At 63.5% G+C, this 17189-nt stretch carries 16 protein-coding genes; 8 read left to right on the top strand and 8 right to left on the bottom strand.

Annotation, left to right across the window (positions count from 1 at the left end):
- Positions 1-4: 4 nt before the first annotated feature.
- Both glmU and O7A70_RS11430 read right to left on the bottom strand, forming a co-directional pair.
- Positions 5-1381: a bifunctional UDP-N-acetylglucosamine diphosphorylase/glucosamine-1-phosphate N-acetyltransferase GlmU gene (glmU, locus tag O7A70_RS11425; protein WP_337140466.1), complete on the bottom strand. Its 1377-nt coding sequence runs from the start codon at positions 1379-1381 to the stop codon at positions 5-7.
- Between the two features lie 160 nt (positions 1382-1541).
- The gene (locus O7A70_RS11430; RefSeq protein ID WP_337140467.1) at positions 1542-2288 is read right to left on the bottom strand and encodes a cytochrome c biogenesis CcdA family protein; all 747 of its coding nucleotides are present in this window, start codon (positions 2286-2288) and stop codon (positions 1542-1544) included.
- A 170-nt stretch (positions 2289-2458) separates the two neighbouring features.
- Here O7A70_RS11430 and O7A70_RS11435 point away from each other — a divergent pair, with 170 nt between their 5' ends.
- Complete coding sequence (locus tag O7A70_RS11435) at positions 2459-2836, top strand: COG4315 family predicted lipoprotein (protein WP_337140468.1); 378 nt, start codon at positions 2459-2461, stop codon at positions 2834-2836.
- Positions 2837-2891: 55 nt separating this feature from the next.
- On the opposite strand, the gene O7A70_RS11440 is transcribed toward O7A70_RS11435, so the two are convergent.
- On the bottom strand, positions 2892-3158 hold the full coding sequence (locus tag O7A70_RS11440) for a hypothetical protein (protein WP_337140469.1): 267 nt from the start codon (positions 3156-3158) through the stop codon (positions 2892-2894).
- Between the two features lie 20 nt (positions 3159-3178).
- Between O7A70_RS11440 and topA the strand changes: the two genes are divergently transcribed.
- The 7 genes from topA to rpmG all read left to right on the top strand — a co-directional run bounded on the left by topA (position 3179) and on the right by rpmG (position 11528).
- The gene (gene topA, locus O7A70_RS11445) at positions 3179-5815 is read left to right on the top strand and encodes a type I DNA topoisomerase (RefSeq protein ID WP_337140470.1); all 2637 of its coding nucleotides are present in this window, start codon (positions 3179-3181) and stop codon (positions 5813-5815) included.
- Positions 5816-5821: 6 nt separating this feature from the next.
- Positions 5822-8128 carry a ribonuclease R gene (gene rnr, locus O7A70_RS11450; protein WP_337140471.1) on the top strand — a complete coding sequence of 769 codons (2307 nt, stop codon included), beginning with the start codon at positions 5822-5824 and terminating at the stop codon, positions 8126-8128.
- On the top strand, positions 8128-8562 hold the full coding sequence (locus O7A70_RS11455; RefSeq protein ID WP_337140472.1) for a DUF983 domain-containing protein: 435 nt from the start codon (positions 8128-8130) through the stop codon (positions 8560-8562). Before rnr ends, O7A70_RS11455 begins: the two co-directional genes overlap by 1 nt.
- A 73-nt stretch (positions 8563-8635) precedes the next feature.
- The gene (locus O7A70_RS11460) at positions 8636-9376 is read left to right on the top strand and encodes an NUDIX hydrolase (RefSeq protein ID WP_337140473.1); all 741 of its coding nucleotides are present in this window, start codon (positions 8636-8638) and stop codon (positions 9374-9376) included.
- A 78-nt stretch (positions 9377-9454) separates the two neighbouring features.
- Positions 9455-10633: an MFS transporter gene (locus tag O7A70_RS11465; RefSeq protein WP_337109180.1), complete on the top strand. Its 1179-nt coding sequence runs from the start codon at positions 9455-9457 to the stop codon at positions 10631-10633.
- A gap of 113 nt (positions 10634-10746) precedes the next feature.
- A complete protein-coding gene (locus O7A70_RS11470) occupies positions 10747-11205 on the top strand; it encodes a hypothetical protein (protein ID WP_027146692.1) in 459 nt (152 codons plus the stop codon).
- A 155-nt stretch (positions 11206-11360) separates the two neighbouring features.
- Entirely contained in the window at positions 11361-11528 is a 168-nt protein-coding gene (rpmG, locus tag O7A70_RS11475) for a 50S ribosomal protein L33 (RefSeq protein WP_006201775.1), read from the top strand.
- Positions 11529-11635: 107 nt separating this feature from the next.
- Here rpmG and O7A70_RS11480 read toward each other — a convergent pair whose 3' ends face one another.
- From O7A70_RS11480 to O7A70_RS11500, 5 genes are all read right to left on the bottom strand, one after another.
- Positions 11636-12703: an ABC transporter ATP-binding protein gene (locus O7A70_RS11480; RefSeq protein ID WP_337140474.1), complete on the bottom strand. Its 1068-nt coding sequence runs from the start codon at positions 12701-12703 to the stop codon at positions 11636-11638.
- A gap of 4 nt (positions 12704-12707) precedes the next feature.
- Entirely contained in the window at positions 12708-13556 is an 849-nt protein-coding gene (locus O7A70_RS11485; RefSeq protein ID WP_337140475.1) for a carbohydrate ABC transporter permease, read from the bottom strand.
- A complete protein-coding gene (locus tag O7A70_RS11490) occupies positions 13556-14479 on the bottom strand; it encodes a carbohydrate ABC transporter permease (protein WP_337140476.1) in 924 nt (307 codons plus the stop codon). The genes O7A70_RS11485 and O7A70_RS11490 overlap by 1 nt, the downstream gene beginning before the upstream one ends.
- Before the next feature lie 215 nt (positions 14480-14694).
- Positions 14695-15972 carry an ABC transporter substrate-binding protein gene (locus tag O7A70_RS11495; RefSeq protein ID WP_337109185.1) on the bottom strand — a complete coding sequence of 426 codons (1278 nt, stop codon included), beginning with the start codon at positions 15970-15972 and terminating at the stop codon, positions 14695-14697.
- Positions 15973-16001: 29 nt separating this feature from the next.
- On the bottom strand, positions 16002-17189 hold the full coding sequence (locus O7A70_RS11500; protein WP_337140477.1) for a PLP-dependent transferase: 1188 nt from the start codon (positions 17187-17189) through the stop codon (positions 16002-16004).

Here is a 17189-nt window from a genome sequence, read left to right on the forward strand (position 1 = left end):
ATGGCTAATGGTCGGTGCCGGCTGCCTTCTTCTTCGCCGCCGCGGCCGAAGCAAACCGTTCGCGCAACTCCTTCCCCTTGCCGGGGATCGTCTTTTGGCGAGCCCTGCCGAAGGCCAGAGCGTCGTCGGGAACGCTTTCGGTGATGACACTGCCCGAGGCGATATAGCCGCCATTGCCGATGGTGACGGGTGCCACGAGCGAGGAATTGGAGCCGATGAAGGCGCCCTCGCCGATGTCGGTGAAGAATTTCGAATAGCCGTCATAGTTGCAGGTGATGGTGCCGGCGCCGATATTGGCGCCGGCGCCGACGCGCGCGTCACCGATATAGGTCAGGTGGTTGACCTTGGCGCCCTCCTCGATAACGGCCTGCTTGACCTCGCAGAAATTGCCGACCTTGGCCTTGTTCCTGAGATCGGCGCCTGGCCGCAGCCGTGCGAACGGCCCGACATCGCAACTGGACGCGATGGTAGCGCCTTCGATATGGCTGAAGGCGTGGATCTTCGCACCCGAGGCAACCATCACACCCGGTCCGAACCAGACATTGGGCTCGATGATCGTGTCGGCGCCGATTTCGGTATCGTGCGAGAAATAGACGGTTTCCGGCGCAATCAGCGTCACGCCCGACAGCATCGCCTCATGGCGCCGGCGCTGTTGCCAGATGGCTTCGGCCTGCGCCAGTTCGGCGCGGTTGTTGATGCCGAGCGCACTTTCGAAGCTGGCTTCGGTGGCAACGACATCGAGGCCCTGTGCGCCGGCAATCTCGACGATGTCAGTGAGGTAATACTCGCCCTTGGCATTCTTGTTGTCGACGGCGTCGAGCAGTTTCAGCGCGTGCGCGCCGGCCACCGCCATCATGCCGGCGTTGCAGAAGCCGATTTTCCTCTCCTCTTCGGAGCAGTCTTTTTCCTCGCGGATGGCAATCAGCTTGCCGCCCTTTTCGATCAGCCGACCATAGCCGGTCGGATTGGGTGGGCGGAATCCGATCACCACGACGGCGGCACCTTCCGCCAACCTCAGCCGCGCCACCGTCAGGGCATCCGCATCGATCAGCGGCGTGTCGCCAAACATCACGAGGACGTCGTCATAACCCTTTGATATCGCTGCGCGGGCAGCGATCACTGCATGCGCCGTGCCAAGGCGCTTTTCCTGCACAAAGGTCTCAGCCTCAGGTGCGAACTTCGCCGCCGTCTTGCGCATCTCGTCGGCGCCATGACCGATCACCAGCGCCACGCCGCTCGCACCAGCGGCCTCGGCCGCCTTCACCACATGGGCGACCATGGGCAACCCCGCGATCTGGTGCAGCACCTTCGGCAGTGCGCTCTTCATGCGTGTGCCTTCGCCGGCGGCGAGGATGACGGACAGGCAGGTTCTCTGGCTCATGGAAAGGCAACCATCTGAAAAGGGTTGGGAATCAAGACATGCTAGCAGTGGCGCCATGCTGCACCAATGCGGTTAAATTCCGGTGAGATGGTAGAGCAGCTGACTCTTTAATCAGCGGGTCCGCGGCTCAACCCCGTGCCTCGCCCCACGCCGCCAAGCCTCAGCCCAACCGCCCCAACACCGGGAAATTCTCCAGCAGCCAGTAGGACACCGTCTGCACACCGCCGGTGAGGAAAAACACGCCGGCGACCACCAGCAGCGCACCGATCGACTTCTCGACAAGGCCGAGGTGGACGCGGAACTTGCCGAGGAAGCGCATGAAGGCGCCGGAGAACAGCGCGGCGATCAGGAACGGGATGCCGAGGCCTAGCGAATAGGCGGCGAGCAGCAGCGCGCCCTCGCCCACGGTTTCGCGGCCGCCGGCCAGCGTCAGGATCGGTCCCAACACCGGGCCGATGCAGGGCGTCCAGCCGAAGGCGAAGGCAAGCCCCATGACATAGGCGGCGACGGCGCTGGCCGGCTTGCCCTGCGACTGGAAACGCGCCTCGCGCGACAACAGCGGAATGCGCAGGATGCCCAAAAAGTTCAGGCCCATCAGGATGATCAGCACGCCGGCGCCCATCGCCAGCGGCTCCTGCCAGACGCGCAGCAACCGGCCGATGGTCGACGCGCCGGCACCGAGCGCGACGAACACGGTCGAAAAACCGAGCACGAAGGCGATCGAGGAATAAAGCAGCGCACCGCGCGCGCCTTCGCGGGCCGTCGCGCTCGCATTGCCGCGAAAATCGTCGACCGACACGCCGGCCATGTAGCAGAGATAGGGCGGCACCAGCGGCAGCACGCACGGCGACAGGAACGAGATGGCCCCCGCCCCGACCGCGCTGACATAGCCGATATCCAATGCCATTCCAAAGCTCCGACTGTTTGGCGACGATATAGCTGCACGCGGGTTTGTCCGCCAATCACCATCGTGTGGCAAGTCATCGCGGGTCGGGGAAGAAAGCACATGCGCAGGGCGTTGACACAACGAGGCCGCGACTTTCCGCGCGCCTGCGAATATCAGCCACGGAGATTTCCATGAAAACGACAACCGCAGCGCTGGCCGCGCTTCTGCTCAGCACCGCCGCCTCCTTTGCCGCAGAGGCGTGGAAGGAAGCCGATGTCGGCGGCACCAAGATTTATACCGATGCCAAAGGCATGACGCTTTACACCTATGACAAGGACGAGAAAGGCAAGAGCAATTGCTACGACAAATGCGCCACCAACTGGCCGCCGCTGAAGGCGAAGGCCGGCGCCAAGGCCGGCGACGAATGGAGCGTTGTCGATCGCACCGACGGCACCAAGATGTGGGCCCATGACGGCAAGCCCGTCTACACCTTCATCAAGGACAAGAACACCGGCGACATGAGCGGTGATGGCGTCGCCGGTGTCTGGCACGTCGTCAAGGCCGATTAGGCCTGCCCCTGCTCCCTGCCTGCGGGCGGGCAAGCTGGTCGCCGCATTCCTCTGTTCAGCCGGCGGCCAGCATCGATCGACGGCAGGCGAGCGAACGGCTTTCCACGACTCGCCCGGAGTTTGAAGCGGCCGTTTCCGCCGACTCCCGACTGCCGTCGCCTTGACCGAAATTCTGTGATTTCTCCATACACTCTAAGAGTGTATTGCTGCCGGCATCCCCGCAATTTGGCCCCTTCCCCTTGACCGGATGCAAAAGCGCGGCCATGTGAGCGGCGAACAGAACCGAGATTTCGTCGCGCGCAGCGGAATTCTTCTGCCGCATCACAGCTGATATGAGACCTCATGGACGTCGTCGTCGTCGAATCGCCGGCCAAAGCGAAGACAATCAACAAATACCTGGGCAGGAACTACAAGGTTCTGGCCTCGTTCGGCCATGTCCGTGATTTGCCGGCCAAGGATGGCTCGGTGCGTCCGGATGAAGATTTCGCCATGTCCTGGGCGGTCGACACCGCGTCCGGCAAGCGTCTCGCCGACATCGCCAAGGCGGTCAAGGATGCCGACGGCCTGATCCTCGCCACCGACCCGGATCGCGAAGGCGAAGCGATTTCCTGGCACGTGCTGGAAGTCCTGAAGCAGAAGCGCGCGCTGAAGGACAAGCCAGTCAGCCGCGTCGTCTTCAACGCCATCACCAAATCATCGGTGCTGGAGGCGATGGCCAATCCGCGCCAGATCGATGCGCCGCTGGTCGACGCCTATCTCGCCCGCCGGGCACTCGATTACCTCGTCGGCTTCACGCTGTCGCCGGTGCTGTGGCGCAAATTGCCGGGCGCCCGCTCCGCCGGCCGCGTCCAGTCGGTGGCGCTGCGCCTGGTCTGCGACCGCGAATCCGAAATCGAGCGCTTCATCCGCGAGGAATACTGGCAGATCGCTGCCATCCTCGGCACACCGCGCAACGAGACCTTCGAAGCCCGCCTGACCGCATTCGAGCGCAAGAAGCTGCAAAAGCTCGACATTTCCAACAAGGCGCAGGCCGACGACATCAAGGCGATGCTCGAGGGTGCTACCTTCAAGGCGCTGTCCGTCGAAGCCAAGCCGACCAAGCGCAACCCCGGTCCGCCCTTCACCACCTCGACGTTGCAGCAGGCCGCGTCGTCGGGTCTCGGCTTCTCGGCCACGCGCACCATGCAGGTGGCGCAGCGGCTCTATGAGGGCATGGAGATCGGCGGCGAAACCACCGGCCTGATCACCTATATGCGAACCGACGGCGTGCAGATGGCGCCCGAGGCGATCGACGCCGCTCGCGATGCGGTCGCAAAGGAATTCGGCCCGAAATACCTGCCGGAAAAGCCGCGCCAGTACACCACCAAGGCCAAGAACGCCCAGGAAGCACACGAGGCCATCCGCCCGACGGATTTCATGCGCACCCCGGCGTCGGTCCGGCAATATCTCGATGCCGACCAGGCACGGCTCTATGAACTGATCTGGAAGCGCGCCATCGCCAGCCAGATGCAGTCGGCCGAGATCGAGCGCACCACTGTCGAGATCGAGGCGGTGAATGGCGCCCGCACCGCCGAGCTTCGCGCCGTTGGCTCGGTCGTCCGCTTCGACGGCTTCATAGCCGCCTATACCGACCAGAAGGACGACGACACGGAAGACGAGGAAAACCGCCGTCTGCCGGAAATCCGCGCCGGCGAGCAGCTCGCCCGCCGTGCAATCAATGCCGCCCAGCACACGACCGAGCCGCCGCCGCGCTATTCCGAGGCGTCGCTGATCAAGAAGCTGGAAGAACTCGGCATCGGCCGTCCCTCGACCTACACGGCGATCCTGAAGACGCTCGAGGACCGCGACTATGTCACGATCGACAAGCGCCGGCTGGTGCCGCAGGCCAAGGGCCGTCTGCTGTCGGCCTTCCTGGAAAGCTTCTTCGAGCGCTATGTCGAGTACGACTTCACCGCATCGCTGGAGGAAAAGCTCGACGAGATTTCCGACGGCAAGCTCGCCTGGAAGGACGTGCTGCGCGATTTCTGGAAGGATTTTTCCGGCGCCGTCGCCGACATCAAGGAATTGCGCGTCACCGATGTGCTCGATGCACTGAATGAGGAACTGGCGCCGCTGGTTTTCCCCGCCCGCGAGGACGGCTCCAATCCGCGCATCTGTCCGAAATGCGGCACCGGCAATCTGTCGCTGAAGCTCGGCAAGTTCGGCGCTTTCGTCGGCTGCTCGAACTATCCCGAATGCTCCTTCACCCGCCAGCTCGGCGACGCCGCCAATCCCAACGGGGAGAATGGCGGTGGCGAGGACGGCACCAAGATCCTCGGCAAGGATCCTTACACCGCCGAGGAAATCACGCTGCGCTCAGGCCGTTTCGGCCCCTACATCCAGCGCGGCGAGGGCAAGGAAGCCAAGCGCTCGAGCCTGCCCAAGGGCTGGACGCCGGAATCCATCGATCACGAGAAGGCACTCGCCTTGCTGGGGCTGCCGCGCGACGTGGGCAAACATCCCGAATCCGGCAAGATGATCTCGGCGGGGCTCGGCCGCTATGGTCCGTTCGTGCTGCACGATGGCACCTACGCCAATCTGGACAGTATCGAGGACGTGTTCTCGATCGGCCTCAACCGCGCCGTCACCGTGATTGCCGAGAAGCAGTCCAAGGGCCAGGGCGGCCGCAACGGCGGCACGCCGGCAGCCCTGAAGGAGCTCGGCGACCATCCGGACGGCGGCGGCAAGATCGTCGTGCGCGACGGCAAATACGGACCTTACGTCAATTTCGGAAAGGTCAACGCCACGCTGCCCAAAGGCAAGGATCCGCAATCGGTGACCATCGAGGATGCGCTGGCGCTGATAGCCGAGAAGGAAGCAAAGGGCGGCGGCGGCAAGAAACCGTTCCGCAAGGCTGCGGCGGCCAAGGCCCCCACAACCAAGAAAACCTCAACCAAGAAGGCAGCCGCCAAGAAGCCGGCCGCGAAGAAAAAAGGGTAGAACGGCGTGGCGCGCAGGATCACCGGAAGAAGCCACGGCGATCCCCGCACCGCCGACACCCGGGCCAAGGTCAAGGACAACTACCGGCCCTCGCGTGACGAAATCCTGCGCTACATCGCCGAAAACCCGGATCGCGCCGGAAAGCGCGACATCGCCAAGGCGTTCGCACTGCGCGGCGACGACCGCGTCTGGTTGAAGGATGTCCTGCGCGATCTGCAGGACGAAGGCGTTCTGACCAAGGAGCGCAAGCGGCTGGCCCGGGTCGGCACCTTGCCTCATGTCGCCGTGCTCGACATCTTTGGCCGCGATGGCGATGGTATCTTGCTGGCGCACCCGACCGAGGCGGTCGGCCCGGGCGAGCCTCCCGTGGTCTCGATCCGCGTTTCGCGTGGGGGCAGCGGACCAGCGCCAGGCATTGGCGACCGCGTGCTGGCCAAGACCTTTCCGACCGACGATCCGTCGGGGCCTGCCTATACCGGCCGGGTGATGAAGATCTTCGAGAAGCGCACGGATGCCGTCCTCGGAGTCTTCCGTGTGCTTCAGGACGGCAGCTTCCGCATCGAACCGGTGGAACGGCGCCAGCCTGAGCTGATCGTCGACAAGGAATTCCAGAACGGCGCCAAAAATGGCGATCTTGTCGAGGTCGAGCCCGCGCGCGCCTCCCGCTACGGGCTGCCGCGCGCCAAGGTGCTCAACGTGCTGGGTTCGCTGACCAGCGAAAAGGCGGTCTCGATGATCGCCATTCACGCGCACGACATTCCGCACATTTTTCCAGCCGATGTCATTGCCGAATCCGAGGTGGTGAAGCCGGCGACGCTTGCCCATCGCGAGGACTGGCGCGACCTGCCGCTGGTCACCATCGATCCGGCCGACGCCAAGGACCATGACGACGCGGTGTTCGCTACGCCTGACATCGACGAGAAAAATCTGGGCGGCTTTATCGCCACCGTCGCGATCGCCGATGTCGCCGCCTATGTCCGCTACGGCACGGCTCTCGACCGCGAGGCCATGAAGCGCGGCAATTCGGTCTATTTCCCCGATCGCGTCGTGCCGATGCTGCCCGAGCGCATCTCCAACGATCTCTGCTCGCTGCGCGAGGGCCAGGATCGTCCGGCGCTGGCGGTGCGCATGACCTTCTCCGCCGATGGCCGCAAGATCAGGCATTCCTTCCACCGCGTCATGATGAAGTCGGCGGCCAAGCTCGCCTACAGCCAAGCCCAGTCGGCGATCGACGGCGTGCCGGACGACAAGACCGGCCCGATCCTCGACACGGTGCTGAGGCCGCTGTGGGACGCCTACGCGATCCTCAAGCGCGGCCGCGACAGCCGCCAGCCGCTCGAGCTCGACCTGCCGGAGCGCAAGATCCTGCTCAAGCCGGATGGCACGGTCGACCGCGTCATCGTGCCGGAGCGGCTCGATGCCCACAAGCTGATCGAAGAGTTCATGATCCAGGCCAACGTCGCCGCGGCCGAAACGCTGGAGGGCAAGAAGCAGGCGCTGGTCTACCGCATTCATGACGCGCCGTCGCTGGCCAAGCAGGAATCGCTGCGCGAATTCCTGCAGACGCTTAGCCTGTCATTGGCGCGTGGTGCGCAGATGCGGCCCAGCCAGTTCAACGGCATTCTGGAGCGCGTACGCGGCGCCGACAACGAGGCGCTGGTCAACGAGGTGGTGCTGCGCTCGCAGAGCCAGGCCGAATATTCACCCAAGAACATCGGCCATTTCGGCCTCAACCTCAGCCGCTACGCGCATTTCACCTCGCCGATCCGCAGGTATGCCGATCTGATCGTGCATCGCGGGCTTATTGCCGCGCTCGGCCTTGGTCCCGGAGGGCTGACGCAAGATGAGGAGGTTCGCCTCGAAGACGTTGCGGTGCTGATCTCCGGCACGGAACGGCGCGCAATGGCTGCCGAGCGCGACACAGTCGACCGGCTGATCTCCGCCTATCTCGCCGAGCGCATCAACGACCGCTTCGATGCCCGTATCTCCGGCGTCACCAAATCAGGACTTTTTGTCCAATTGCCGCAGTATGGCGCCGATGGTTTCATTCCTGTGTCAACTCTGGGCGGCGATTACTACATATATGACGAAACGGCTCGCTCCCTGTTCGGAGAACGCTCGGGCAAAGGCTACCAGCTCGCGGACCGTGTCGAGGTCCGGCTCGTCGAGGTGGCGCCGATGGCCGGAGCGATGCGCTTCGAGATGTTGACCGACCCAAAGCCCCTGCCAGGCTCCAGCAGGTCGTTTCACAAGGCCAAGGGCCGCGCCCGTGCGTCGCAATCGCGACCGGGGCCGCGCGGCAGGAGACGATGATGGAACAACAGGTTTTTGGCGGCGAACATCACTCGGGCCGGATTGCCCGCCCATTGTGGACGGCGATGAAGCGGGGCCTCTTGGGCCGCTGCCCGAATTGCGGCGAAGGCAAGCTGTTCCGCGGCTTCACCAAGACCGTCGAAGCCTGCAGCGTCTGCGGCGAGGAGATTCATCACCATCGCGCCGACGATTTGCCCGCCTATCTCGTCATCGTCATCGTCGGCCACATCGTGCTCGGCGCCTTCATGGGTGTCGAGGCGACCTCGACCTTGTCCACCGGGCAGCACATCCTCATCTGGGTGCCCTTGACCATCCTTCTGTCGGTCGCGCTGCTGCAGCCAGTCAAAGGCGCCGTCATCGGATTGCAATGGGCGTTCTATATGCACGGGTTTGGTGGCGAAAAGGATGTGATCGAGCCGCATCCCGGGGCCTGAAATGTTGGCTGGCGCAACATGCCAATCGTTAGGGCTACTTTCGCATGCAAGAAGTTTCCGCTAGGTCCTGCGCATGGAAGCAATGACCAAGGCGGATGCCGACAAGCTCGACAAGGGTCTTGCCACGCATGGCGGCCGGCCCCTGCGTCCGCGTGACGCCGCGACGCTCATCCTGCTCGACCGCAAGGGCGACGACGTCCTGGTGCTGATGGGACGCCGCCATGCCGGACACGCTTTCATGCCAGGGAAATTCGTCTTCCCGGGCGGCCGCACCGACCCTGCCGACAGCCGCATCCCGACGGCGACCACACTTAACCAGCACGAAGAAGCCAAGCTGACCGCCGGCCCCGGCCGCACCAGCCACGCCCGCGCCCGTGCCATCGCTTTGTCGGCGGTCCGCGAGACCTACGAGGAAGCCGGGCTGTTGATCGGCCGCAAAGGCGCCTTTGCCTCGACCAGGCGCGACTGGCAGGGTTTCGTCGAACATGGCGTGGCACCGTCGCTGGAGGCGTTGCGCTTTGTCGCGCGCGCCATCACGCCGCCGAACCGGGTGCGCCGCTTCGACACCCGCTTCTTCAGCGCCTGGCGTGGCGACGTCGCCGTCGAATTGGCCGATGGCGGCCCGACCAACGAACTGGAGGAATTGGTCTGGCTGCCGCTCGCCAAGGCCAAGCAGGCTGATATACCCGACATCACCCGAATGATCCTGGACGAGCTTGAAAAGCGGCTCGCCAATGATCCACTGCTGCGTCCGGGCGGCCCTGTCCCCTTCTACAGGCTTGTCCGCAACCGCTTCACCCGCGAACTTCTCTAGAGCAATTCCAGGAAAAGTGTGACGCGGTTTTCCGTCCGGAATTGCGTAAGATCAAACAGACAGAGTATTCAGCATCTCATGACGGTCGATACCCAACCAAAGGGCGACGAACGCGTACACTGGCTGCCGATGGTGGCGGCGATCTCGTCGATCAGCGTCGTCGGCATTGCCATTGGCCTCGGCATGCCGCTGCTCAGCGTCATCCTGGAAACACGCGGCCATTCGGCCTCGATGATCGGCCTCAATACGGCCGTCGCCGGCCTGGCCTCGATCGCCGGGGCGCCACTGGCCACGCCGCTGGCCATGCGCTTCGGCGTCGCCTGGACGATGATTGCCATGATCGCCGCCGGCGCGCTGGCCTTCGTCGGTTTCCATTTCGCGCCCGATTTCTGGATGTGGTTTCCCCTGCGCATCGTGCTGCACATCGCGCTGACCGTGCTGTTCATCCTGTCGGAATTCTGGATCAGCACGTCGGCGCCGCCACACCGACGCGGCCTTGTGCTTGGCATCTATGCCACCGTCCTGTCGCTCGGTTTTGCCGCGGGGCCGTGGCTGTTCGCCCATCTCGGCAGTTCCGGCTTCAGGCCGTTCGGCGTCATCATCGCCCTGGTGACGCTGGCCGCGATACCGGTGCTGGCCGCGCGCAACGAAAGCCCCACCATCGTGGCCGACAGCGAAACCAGCCACTTCCTGCGCTACATCTGGCTGGTGCCGACCGCGACTTTCGCCGTGCTTGTGTTCGGCGCGGTCGAGACCGGCGGCTTCGCGCTGTTTCCGATCTATGGCAACCGCATCGGTTACTCCGAGGCCGATGCGGCGCTGCTGCTGACCATGATCGGCCTCGGCAACGTGCTGCTGCAGATCCCGATCGGCATGATCAGCGACCGCGTCACGGACCGGCGCTATCTGCTGCTCGCCTGCGCCACGGTCGGTCTCGCCGGCACGATGTTCATGCCGTTCTTTGCCGCGAACTGGCACTTGATGGCCGCGCTGCTTTTCGTCTGGGGCGGTGTCGTTGCCGCCATGTACACGATTGGCCTCGCCCATCTCGGTTCGCAGCTTTCCGGCCACGAACTGGCGTCGGCCAATGCCGCTTTCGTGCTGTGCTACGGCGTCGGCATGGTGCTGGGCCCGCAGGCGATCGGCATCGGCATGGATAGTTTCGGGCCCTCCGGCTTTGGCTGGTCGCTCGGCCTGTTCTTCGCCGCCTACATCGCCCTGGTCTGCTTCCGGCTCGTCCGCAAAATACTCCTGTAGAGCCCAACCCGGTCGTTCATCGGCACGGTGCAGCGGCAGGCTGCTGACAGAACCGTGTCAGCAGCCACCGGTTAAAAGGGTGTCCTAAAACATCCTGAACCGAGGACACTCCGATGATCGACAGCGGCTTTGAAACCACTTCGCTGCGAATGACGCTCCTGCTGCTCGTCAGCTTCCAGGCTCCGGCTGCCGATGTCGACCGCATCATGGACGCGGTCGTTGCGATCGCACCGCTGGCCATGGGCAAGTATGATCGCAACGCCTACCAGTCGGCGCACGGCATCGAACGCTACAGGCCGCTTGAAGGGGCCGCGGCCGGCGCCGAAACCGAGTTGCGCCGCCGCCCGGGCACGGTCGAGGTTTCATTCGAATTGCCCGATGACCAGGCGCTGGCGGCCCGCGTCGTCGAGGCGATTTTCCAGGCGCATTCCTATCAGGAGCCGGTGATCCGCATCCAGCCGATCCTTGCCAGCCGCTCCAAGGGTCTGGACGACCGCGCCAATCCGAATCGCTGGTGGAACACGACCGGAGACTGGAAGAAGGTTGCGGTATCAGAGGTGGAAAACGCCTGATTATATGCATGCAGTGCAGCTTGGGCGGGCCACATCAGGTCCGCCGGGCTTGACTTTCCAGGCACGTTCTTTATGTGTCGCGCCAAGTTTCCCGCGTCCGGGTGTTTTCCCCGTGCTCCAGCGGCCAAAACTCCACGAACAAACGGACTGAGATCATGGCCAAAGCCGCAAACATCAAGATCAAGCTTCTGTCGACCGCCGACACCGGTTTCTTCTACGTCACCAGCAAGAACAGCCGTACCAAAACCGACAAGCTGTCGTTCCGCAAGTACGACCCGGTCGCCAAGAAGCACGTCGAATTCAAGGAAACCAAGATCAAGTAATCTGGGTTTTTCCTCTGGAATGCCGAAACGCCGCCCATCGGGCGGCGTTTTTCGTTTACAAGGCGGAAGGCTCCGGGCTGAGTTCCCTCAGCCCTGGATGAATTCATTCAGCCGATGCGATCGCCACTTTTCGGATCGAACAGATGCAGCGACGCGGGATCGGCCGCCAGCCGCACCATGTCGCCGGGCTTCACGCCGGCGCGGCCCATGGCAAAGACGCAAAGCTGCTGGCCGGCCAGCTTGACATAGAACTGCGTCGACAGACCGAGCGGCTCCACCACTCCCACTTCGCCTTGCAGGGCGCCGTCATCGGCCAGCCGGATATGCTCGGGGCGCAGGCCGACGGTGATGACGTCGCCATCCCTGAGCGGCAAGCCGTCCGGCAGCCGAAGCTTCTGGCCATCGGACAACACGGCGTCCAGCTTGCCGCCCTTCTCCACCGTGGCCGGCAGGAAATTCATCCCCGGCGAGCCGATGAAGCCGGCGACGAACATATTGGCCGGCCGGTCATAGAGATCGAGCGGCGCGCCGACCTGCTGGATCAGCCCGTCATGCATGACGACGATGCGGTCGGCCATGGTCATCGCCTCGATCTGGTCGTGGGTGACGTAGACAGAAGTGGTCTTCAACTGCTGGTGCAGTGCCTTGATCTCGGCGCGCATGTGGACGCGCAGCTTGGCGTCGAGGTTCGACAGCGGCTCGTCGAAGAGAAAAACCTTGGGATCGCGCACGATGGCGCGGCCCATGGCGACGCGCTGGCGCTGGCCGCCGGACAATTGCCTGGGCAAGCGTTGCAGGAACGGGTCGAGCCCCAGCCGCTTGGCCGCACCATCGACGCGCGCATCGATCGCCGGCTTATCGGCCTTTCGCAGCATCAGGCTGAAGCCCATGTTCTTCGATACGTCCATATGCGGATAGAGCGCGTAGGACTGGAACACCATGGCGATGTCGCGGTCCTTGGGCGCCACGTCGTTGACCAGCCGCTCGCCGATGCGGATTTCGCCGCCGGAGGCTTCCTCGAGCCCAGCGATCATGCGCAAAAGCGTGGACTTGCCGCAGCCGGACGGTCCGACCAGCACAACGAACTCGCCATCGGCGATCTCAAGATCGACCGCGTGCAGGACGCGCACGGCGCCGTAGTCCTTACGAACCTTTTCGAGCGTAACAGAGGCCATCGATCTATCCTTTGACGGCGCCGGCGGTCAGGCCGGTGACGAGATAGCGTTGCAGGAAGGCGAAAAAGATGCAGACCGGGATCAGCGCCAGGATCGACGCCGCCATCATCTGCCCCCAGTCGACGGCGAACTTGCCGATGAAGGTGAGCAGGCCGACGGCGAAGGTCTTCTGGTCGTCGCTGGAAATCAGCATCAGCGCGAACAGAAGCTCGCTCCAGGCGGCGGTGAAGACGAAGCCCAGCGTCGCGCCCATGCCGGGCAGCGTCAGCGGCACGATCACCCGGCGCATCGCCTGCGCGCGGGTGCAGCCGTCGATCATCGCCGCTTCTTCCAGATCCTTCGGGATGCCATCGAAGAAGGACTGCATCAGGAAGGTGGCGAAGGCGGTGTTGAAGGCGGTGTAGATGACGATCAGCCCGGTCAGGCTGTTGATCAGGCCGATCTGACCCATCACGCGGTAGATCGGCGGAATGACCATCACCAGCGGAAAGGTCTGGGTCAAAAGCAGCATCAGCGCCAGTGCAGCCTTGCCGCGAAAGGTGAAGCGCGACATGGCGTAGCCGGCGAGCGTGGCGATGACCGTGACCAGGGCCGCCGTCGACACCGAGACGATGACGCTGTTGAGGAAATAGCGTGGGAAATCGGTGGCCTCGAGCACGGTGACGAAGTTCTGTAGCGTCATGTGCGACGGCCAGAATGTGATGCCTTCGGAATAGAGCAGCCGCTCCGGCGTGACCGAGATCTTCAGCGTCCAGTAGATCGGGAACAGAGCGAAGACCACATAGGCGGCGATCGCGGCGTACAGGCCGATGCCGCCGAAGAAGCGCTGCGGGGCTGAGCGTCCAGCGATCATCAGACGTGCCTCACAAGCGAGCGGCGGATGGCGATCAGCACGATCGCGTAGGCGATGAGCAGGACGAGCAGCAGCACGGCCACAGCCGAGGCATAGCCCTTGTCCAACGACTTGAAGGCGCTGACATAGATGTAGACCGGAACCGTGTTGGTCGAGCCGGCCGGTCCGCCCTCGGTCATGACGAAGATCAGATCGGCGAAGGTGGCGATCCAGATGGTGCGCAGCATCACCGTGATGGCGATGGTCGGCGCCAGGAACGGCAGCGTGACCTTGGTGAAGCGCTGCCACGGCGAAGCGCCGTCGATCGCCGCCGCCTCATGCAGTTCCGAGGGGATAGACTTCAGCGCCGCCAGCAGCGTTATGGCGAAGAACGGAATGCCGAACCAGACATTGGCGATGATCGGGCCCCACATGGCGGTTGAGGGATCGGAGAGAACGTTGGTCGGTTCGGCCTTCAGCCCCAAGGCAAACAGCCAGTGCGGCAGCGGTCCGACGATCGGGTTGAACAGCCACGCCCAGGTCAGGCCCGACAAGAAGGATGGCACCGCCCAGGGCAGGAAGACCAGCGCCTGCACCGCCTTGCGGCCACGAAACGGCTTGTCGAGCAGCAGCGCGAGGCCAAGGCCGAGGAAGAACTGGAAGAACAGGCTGGTCACCGTCCACCACAGCGTGTTGATCAGCGCCTGACCCAGCACCTGATCCGACAGCATCGCCTGATACTGCCCGAGCCCGACATATTCCGACTTGAAGGCGGAGAATTTGCGGAAGGAGTAGCTGATGCCGATGACCAGCGGCACGAGCAGCACCACGACCAGCAGGATGATCGCCGGGCTGAGATAGAGCCAGGGCTCGATCGTCGCGTGGGAGAGCCGCTTCTTTCGCGGCAGCCCTGCGGATCGAATTTCGGATACGGCATAAGTCATTGGCTGTGGACGTCCTCTGGGGGCGCGGCGTTGGCGACAAGCGTCCTTCTCCCCGTTTTTCGGGGAGAAGATGCCGGTCCACCCTCCGCAGCTGCAGCGGGGGACGGGCAGGCGGATGAGGGGCGGCGCCAGCTTCCCAGAACACAGCGCTGCCCCTCATCCGGCCCTATCGGGCCACCTTCTCCCCGTGAACGGAGAGAAGGCAAAAGAGGCGCTTACTTCTTGTTCTTCGCCAACCAGTCCTGCTGTTCCTTGGTCAGGAAGGCAGCCCATTGGTCGGCGACGTCCTTGGCCGTCTTCTGGCCAAGCAGCACTTCCTGGAAGTTCTTGATCGCCACCTGGTCGACGAAATTGCCGAGGTTTTCCAGATGCGTCGGCGGCGTCACCATTTCGTATTTGGAGCTGTCGCTCAGCTCCGTGAACCAGCCCTTGAACTGCTCGGTCTTGAAATGGGGATCCTGCTCGGCGCCCTTGTGGATCGGCACGACGCCGACTTCCTTGGCCCATTCCAGATTGTCCTTCGGCGACAAAAGGGTCGCCATCAGCTTCCAGGCGTCGTCCTTGTGCTGGGAATTGGCGAACATCGCCCAACCAGCATAGCCCAGCGTTGGGTAGGATTTGCCGCTCGGTCCGACCGGCAGCGGCGCCACGGCGAAGTCGTCGGCATTCATCTTGTCGGCGATGCCGAGCAACGCGTCCGGATCCTGGTTGAGCATGGCGCATGTGCCGGAATAGAAACCGGTGACGGTCTCATTGAAGCCCCAGCTCACGGAATCCTTCGGCGCAAGACCGTTTTTGTACATGTCGGCCAGCATCTGCAGGCCCTTGACCGAGCCCTCTTCATTGATGGTCGAAGTGCCGTCCTCGTTGAAATAGCCGCCCTTGCCGGCGGCGATGTTCATGAACATGTGCATGCCGTTGAAGGCGCCCGGCCCGCCGCGCAGGCAATAGCCATACTTTCCAGGGATGGCGGAGATCTTCTTGGAATCGGCGACGAAATCGTCGAGCGTGGCCGGCGGGCCGTCGAGACCGGCCTCCTTGAACAGCTTCTTGTTCCAGAACAGCGCATTCACATAGTAGCCATAGGGGATCATGAACTGGGTGTTGTTCACGGTCGAGCCGAACTGCTTGGCGCGGTCGCCGAGCGTCTTGGCGTCGTCCCACTTGGCCATATAGGGGCCGAGATCCTCGAGTTGGGCGTTGTTGGCGTAAAGCCCCATCCAGCGTTCGGGCATCTCGACCACATCGGGCGTATCGCCGGCCTGCACCATGGTGAGGAATTTTTCGAAGGCCTGGCCCCAGGGCAGCGAGACGAGCTCGACCTTGACGCCGGGATTGGCCGCCTCGAACTCGGCGATCTGCTTTTTCAGGAATTCGGTGCGTGGCGGGCTGGTGATCACCTCGACCATTTTCAGGGTCGAATCGGCGAGCGCGCCTCCGGCGGAAATCGCCAGCCCCGCGACGGTGGCAAGCATGACGGTCAGTTTTTTCATGTTCAAGACTCCCATTTTGAACCCGCTTGTTATTTTCTGGCTTTTTCGAAGGCCTGGGCGACATCCGCCCAGAGATCCTCGACACTTTCCAATCCGACATTGAAGCGGATGGTTCGGGGGCTGACGCCGAAGCGCGCCATCGAATTCAGTCCCGGTGTCTGCTCCAGCGACGCCTTGGCCGGCACGACCAGGCTCTCATGCCCGCCCCAGCTGACGCCGATGCGGAAATATTTCAACGCGTCGACGAAGACGGGAATGTCGATATCCTCGGTAACCTCGAACGAGAACAACCCGCCATAGCCGGCAAGCGTCGCCTTGCCCGGATGGTTCGAATAGACAGGGTGGTTGACCCGCTCGACATTGCCGTGCGCCTTCAGCCGCTCGGCGATGGCAAGCCCGCTCTTCATGTGGTGCGGCAGGCGCAGCGGCAGCGTGCGCAGGCCGCGCAGCAGCAGCCAGGCCTCGAAGGGCGACAGCTTGCCGCCGAGATAGGAATAGGTCTGCTCGTTGATATGCTTGATGTGCGCGGCCGAGCCCGCCACCACGCCGGCAACGGTGTCGCTATGGCCGCCGAGATATTTCGAGGCCGAGTGCAGCACGAGGTCGACGCCGTGCGAGATCGGCTTCTGGAACACCGGCGTCGCCCAGGAATTGTCGATGGTGGTGACGATGCCCTGCTCTTTTGCCAGCCGGGTCAGATGCGGCAGGTCCTGGAGCTCGAACACCATCGAGGTCGGGCTTTCCAGATAAAGCAGCTTGGCGCCGGGCAATGCCGCCGCGACCGCATCCGGGTCGGAGCCGTCGACATAATCGACCTTGACGTTGAGCCGCGGCAGGAGGCGTTCGAACAGCCGGTAGGCATCGCCGTAACAATTGCGCACCGCAACGATGCGCTCGCCCGCTCCGACGAAGGCAAGCACGGTTGCGCTGATCGCCGCCATGCCGCTGGAGAACCCGCGTGCAGCCTCGGCGCCTTCGAGCGCCGCGACCCGCGACTCAAACTCCATCACCGTCGGATTGTCGCCGCGCGAATAGATCGGCTGCTTTCGTTTGCCGGCAAAGGTCTCAGCCATTTCGGCATAATTGGCGAAGGTGAACAGCGAGGTCTGGTAGATCGGCGGCACGACGGCGCCGCCTGGGAACGGCTCGTCATGCGCCAAAAGCGTCGCCGCCTCGGCGAGATAGTCTTGATCGAAACCGGCTGGCTGCTCGTTCAT

Source organism: Mesorhizobium sp. Cs1299R1N1 (assembly GCF_037179655.1).
In the GTDB taxonomy this organism is placed as follows: domain Bacteria; phylum Pseudomonadota; class Alphaproteobacteria; order Rhizobiales; family Rhizobiaceae; genus Mesorhizobium; species Mesorhizobium salmacidum.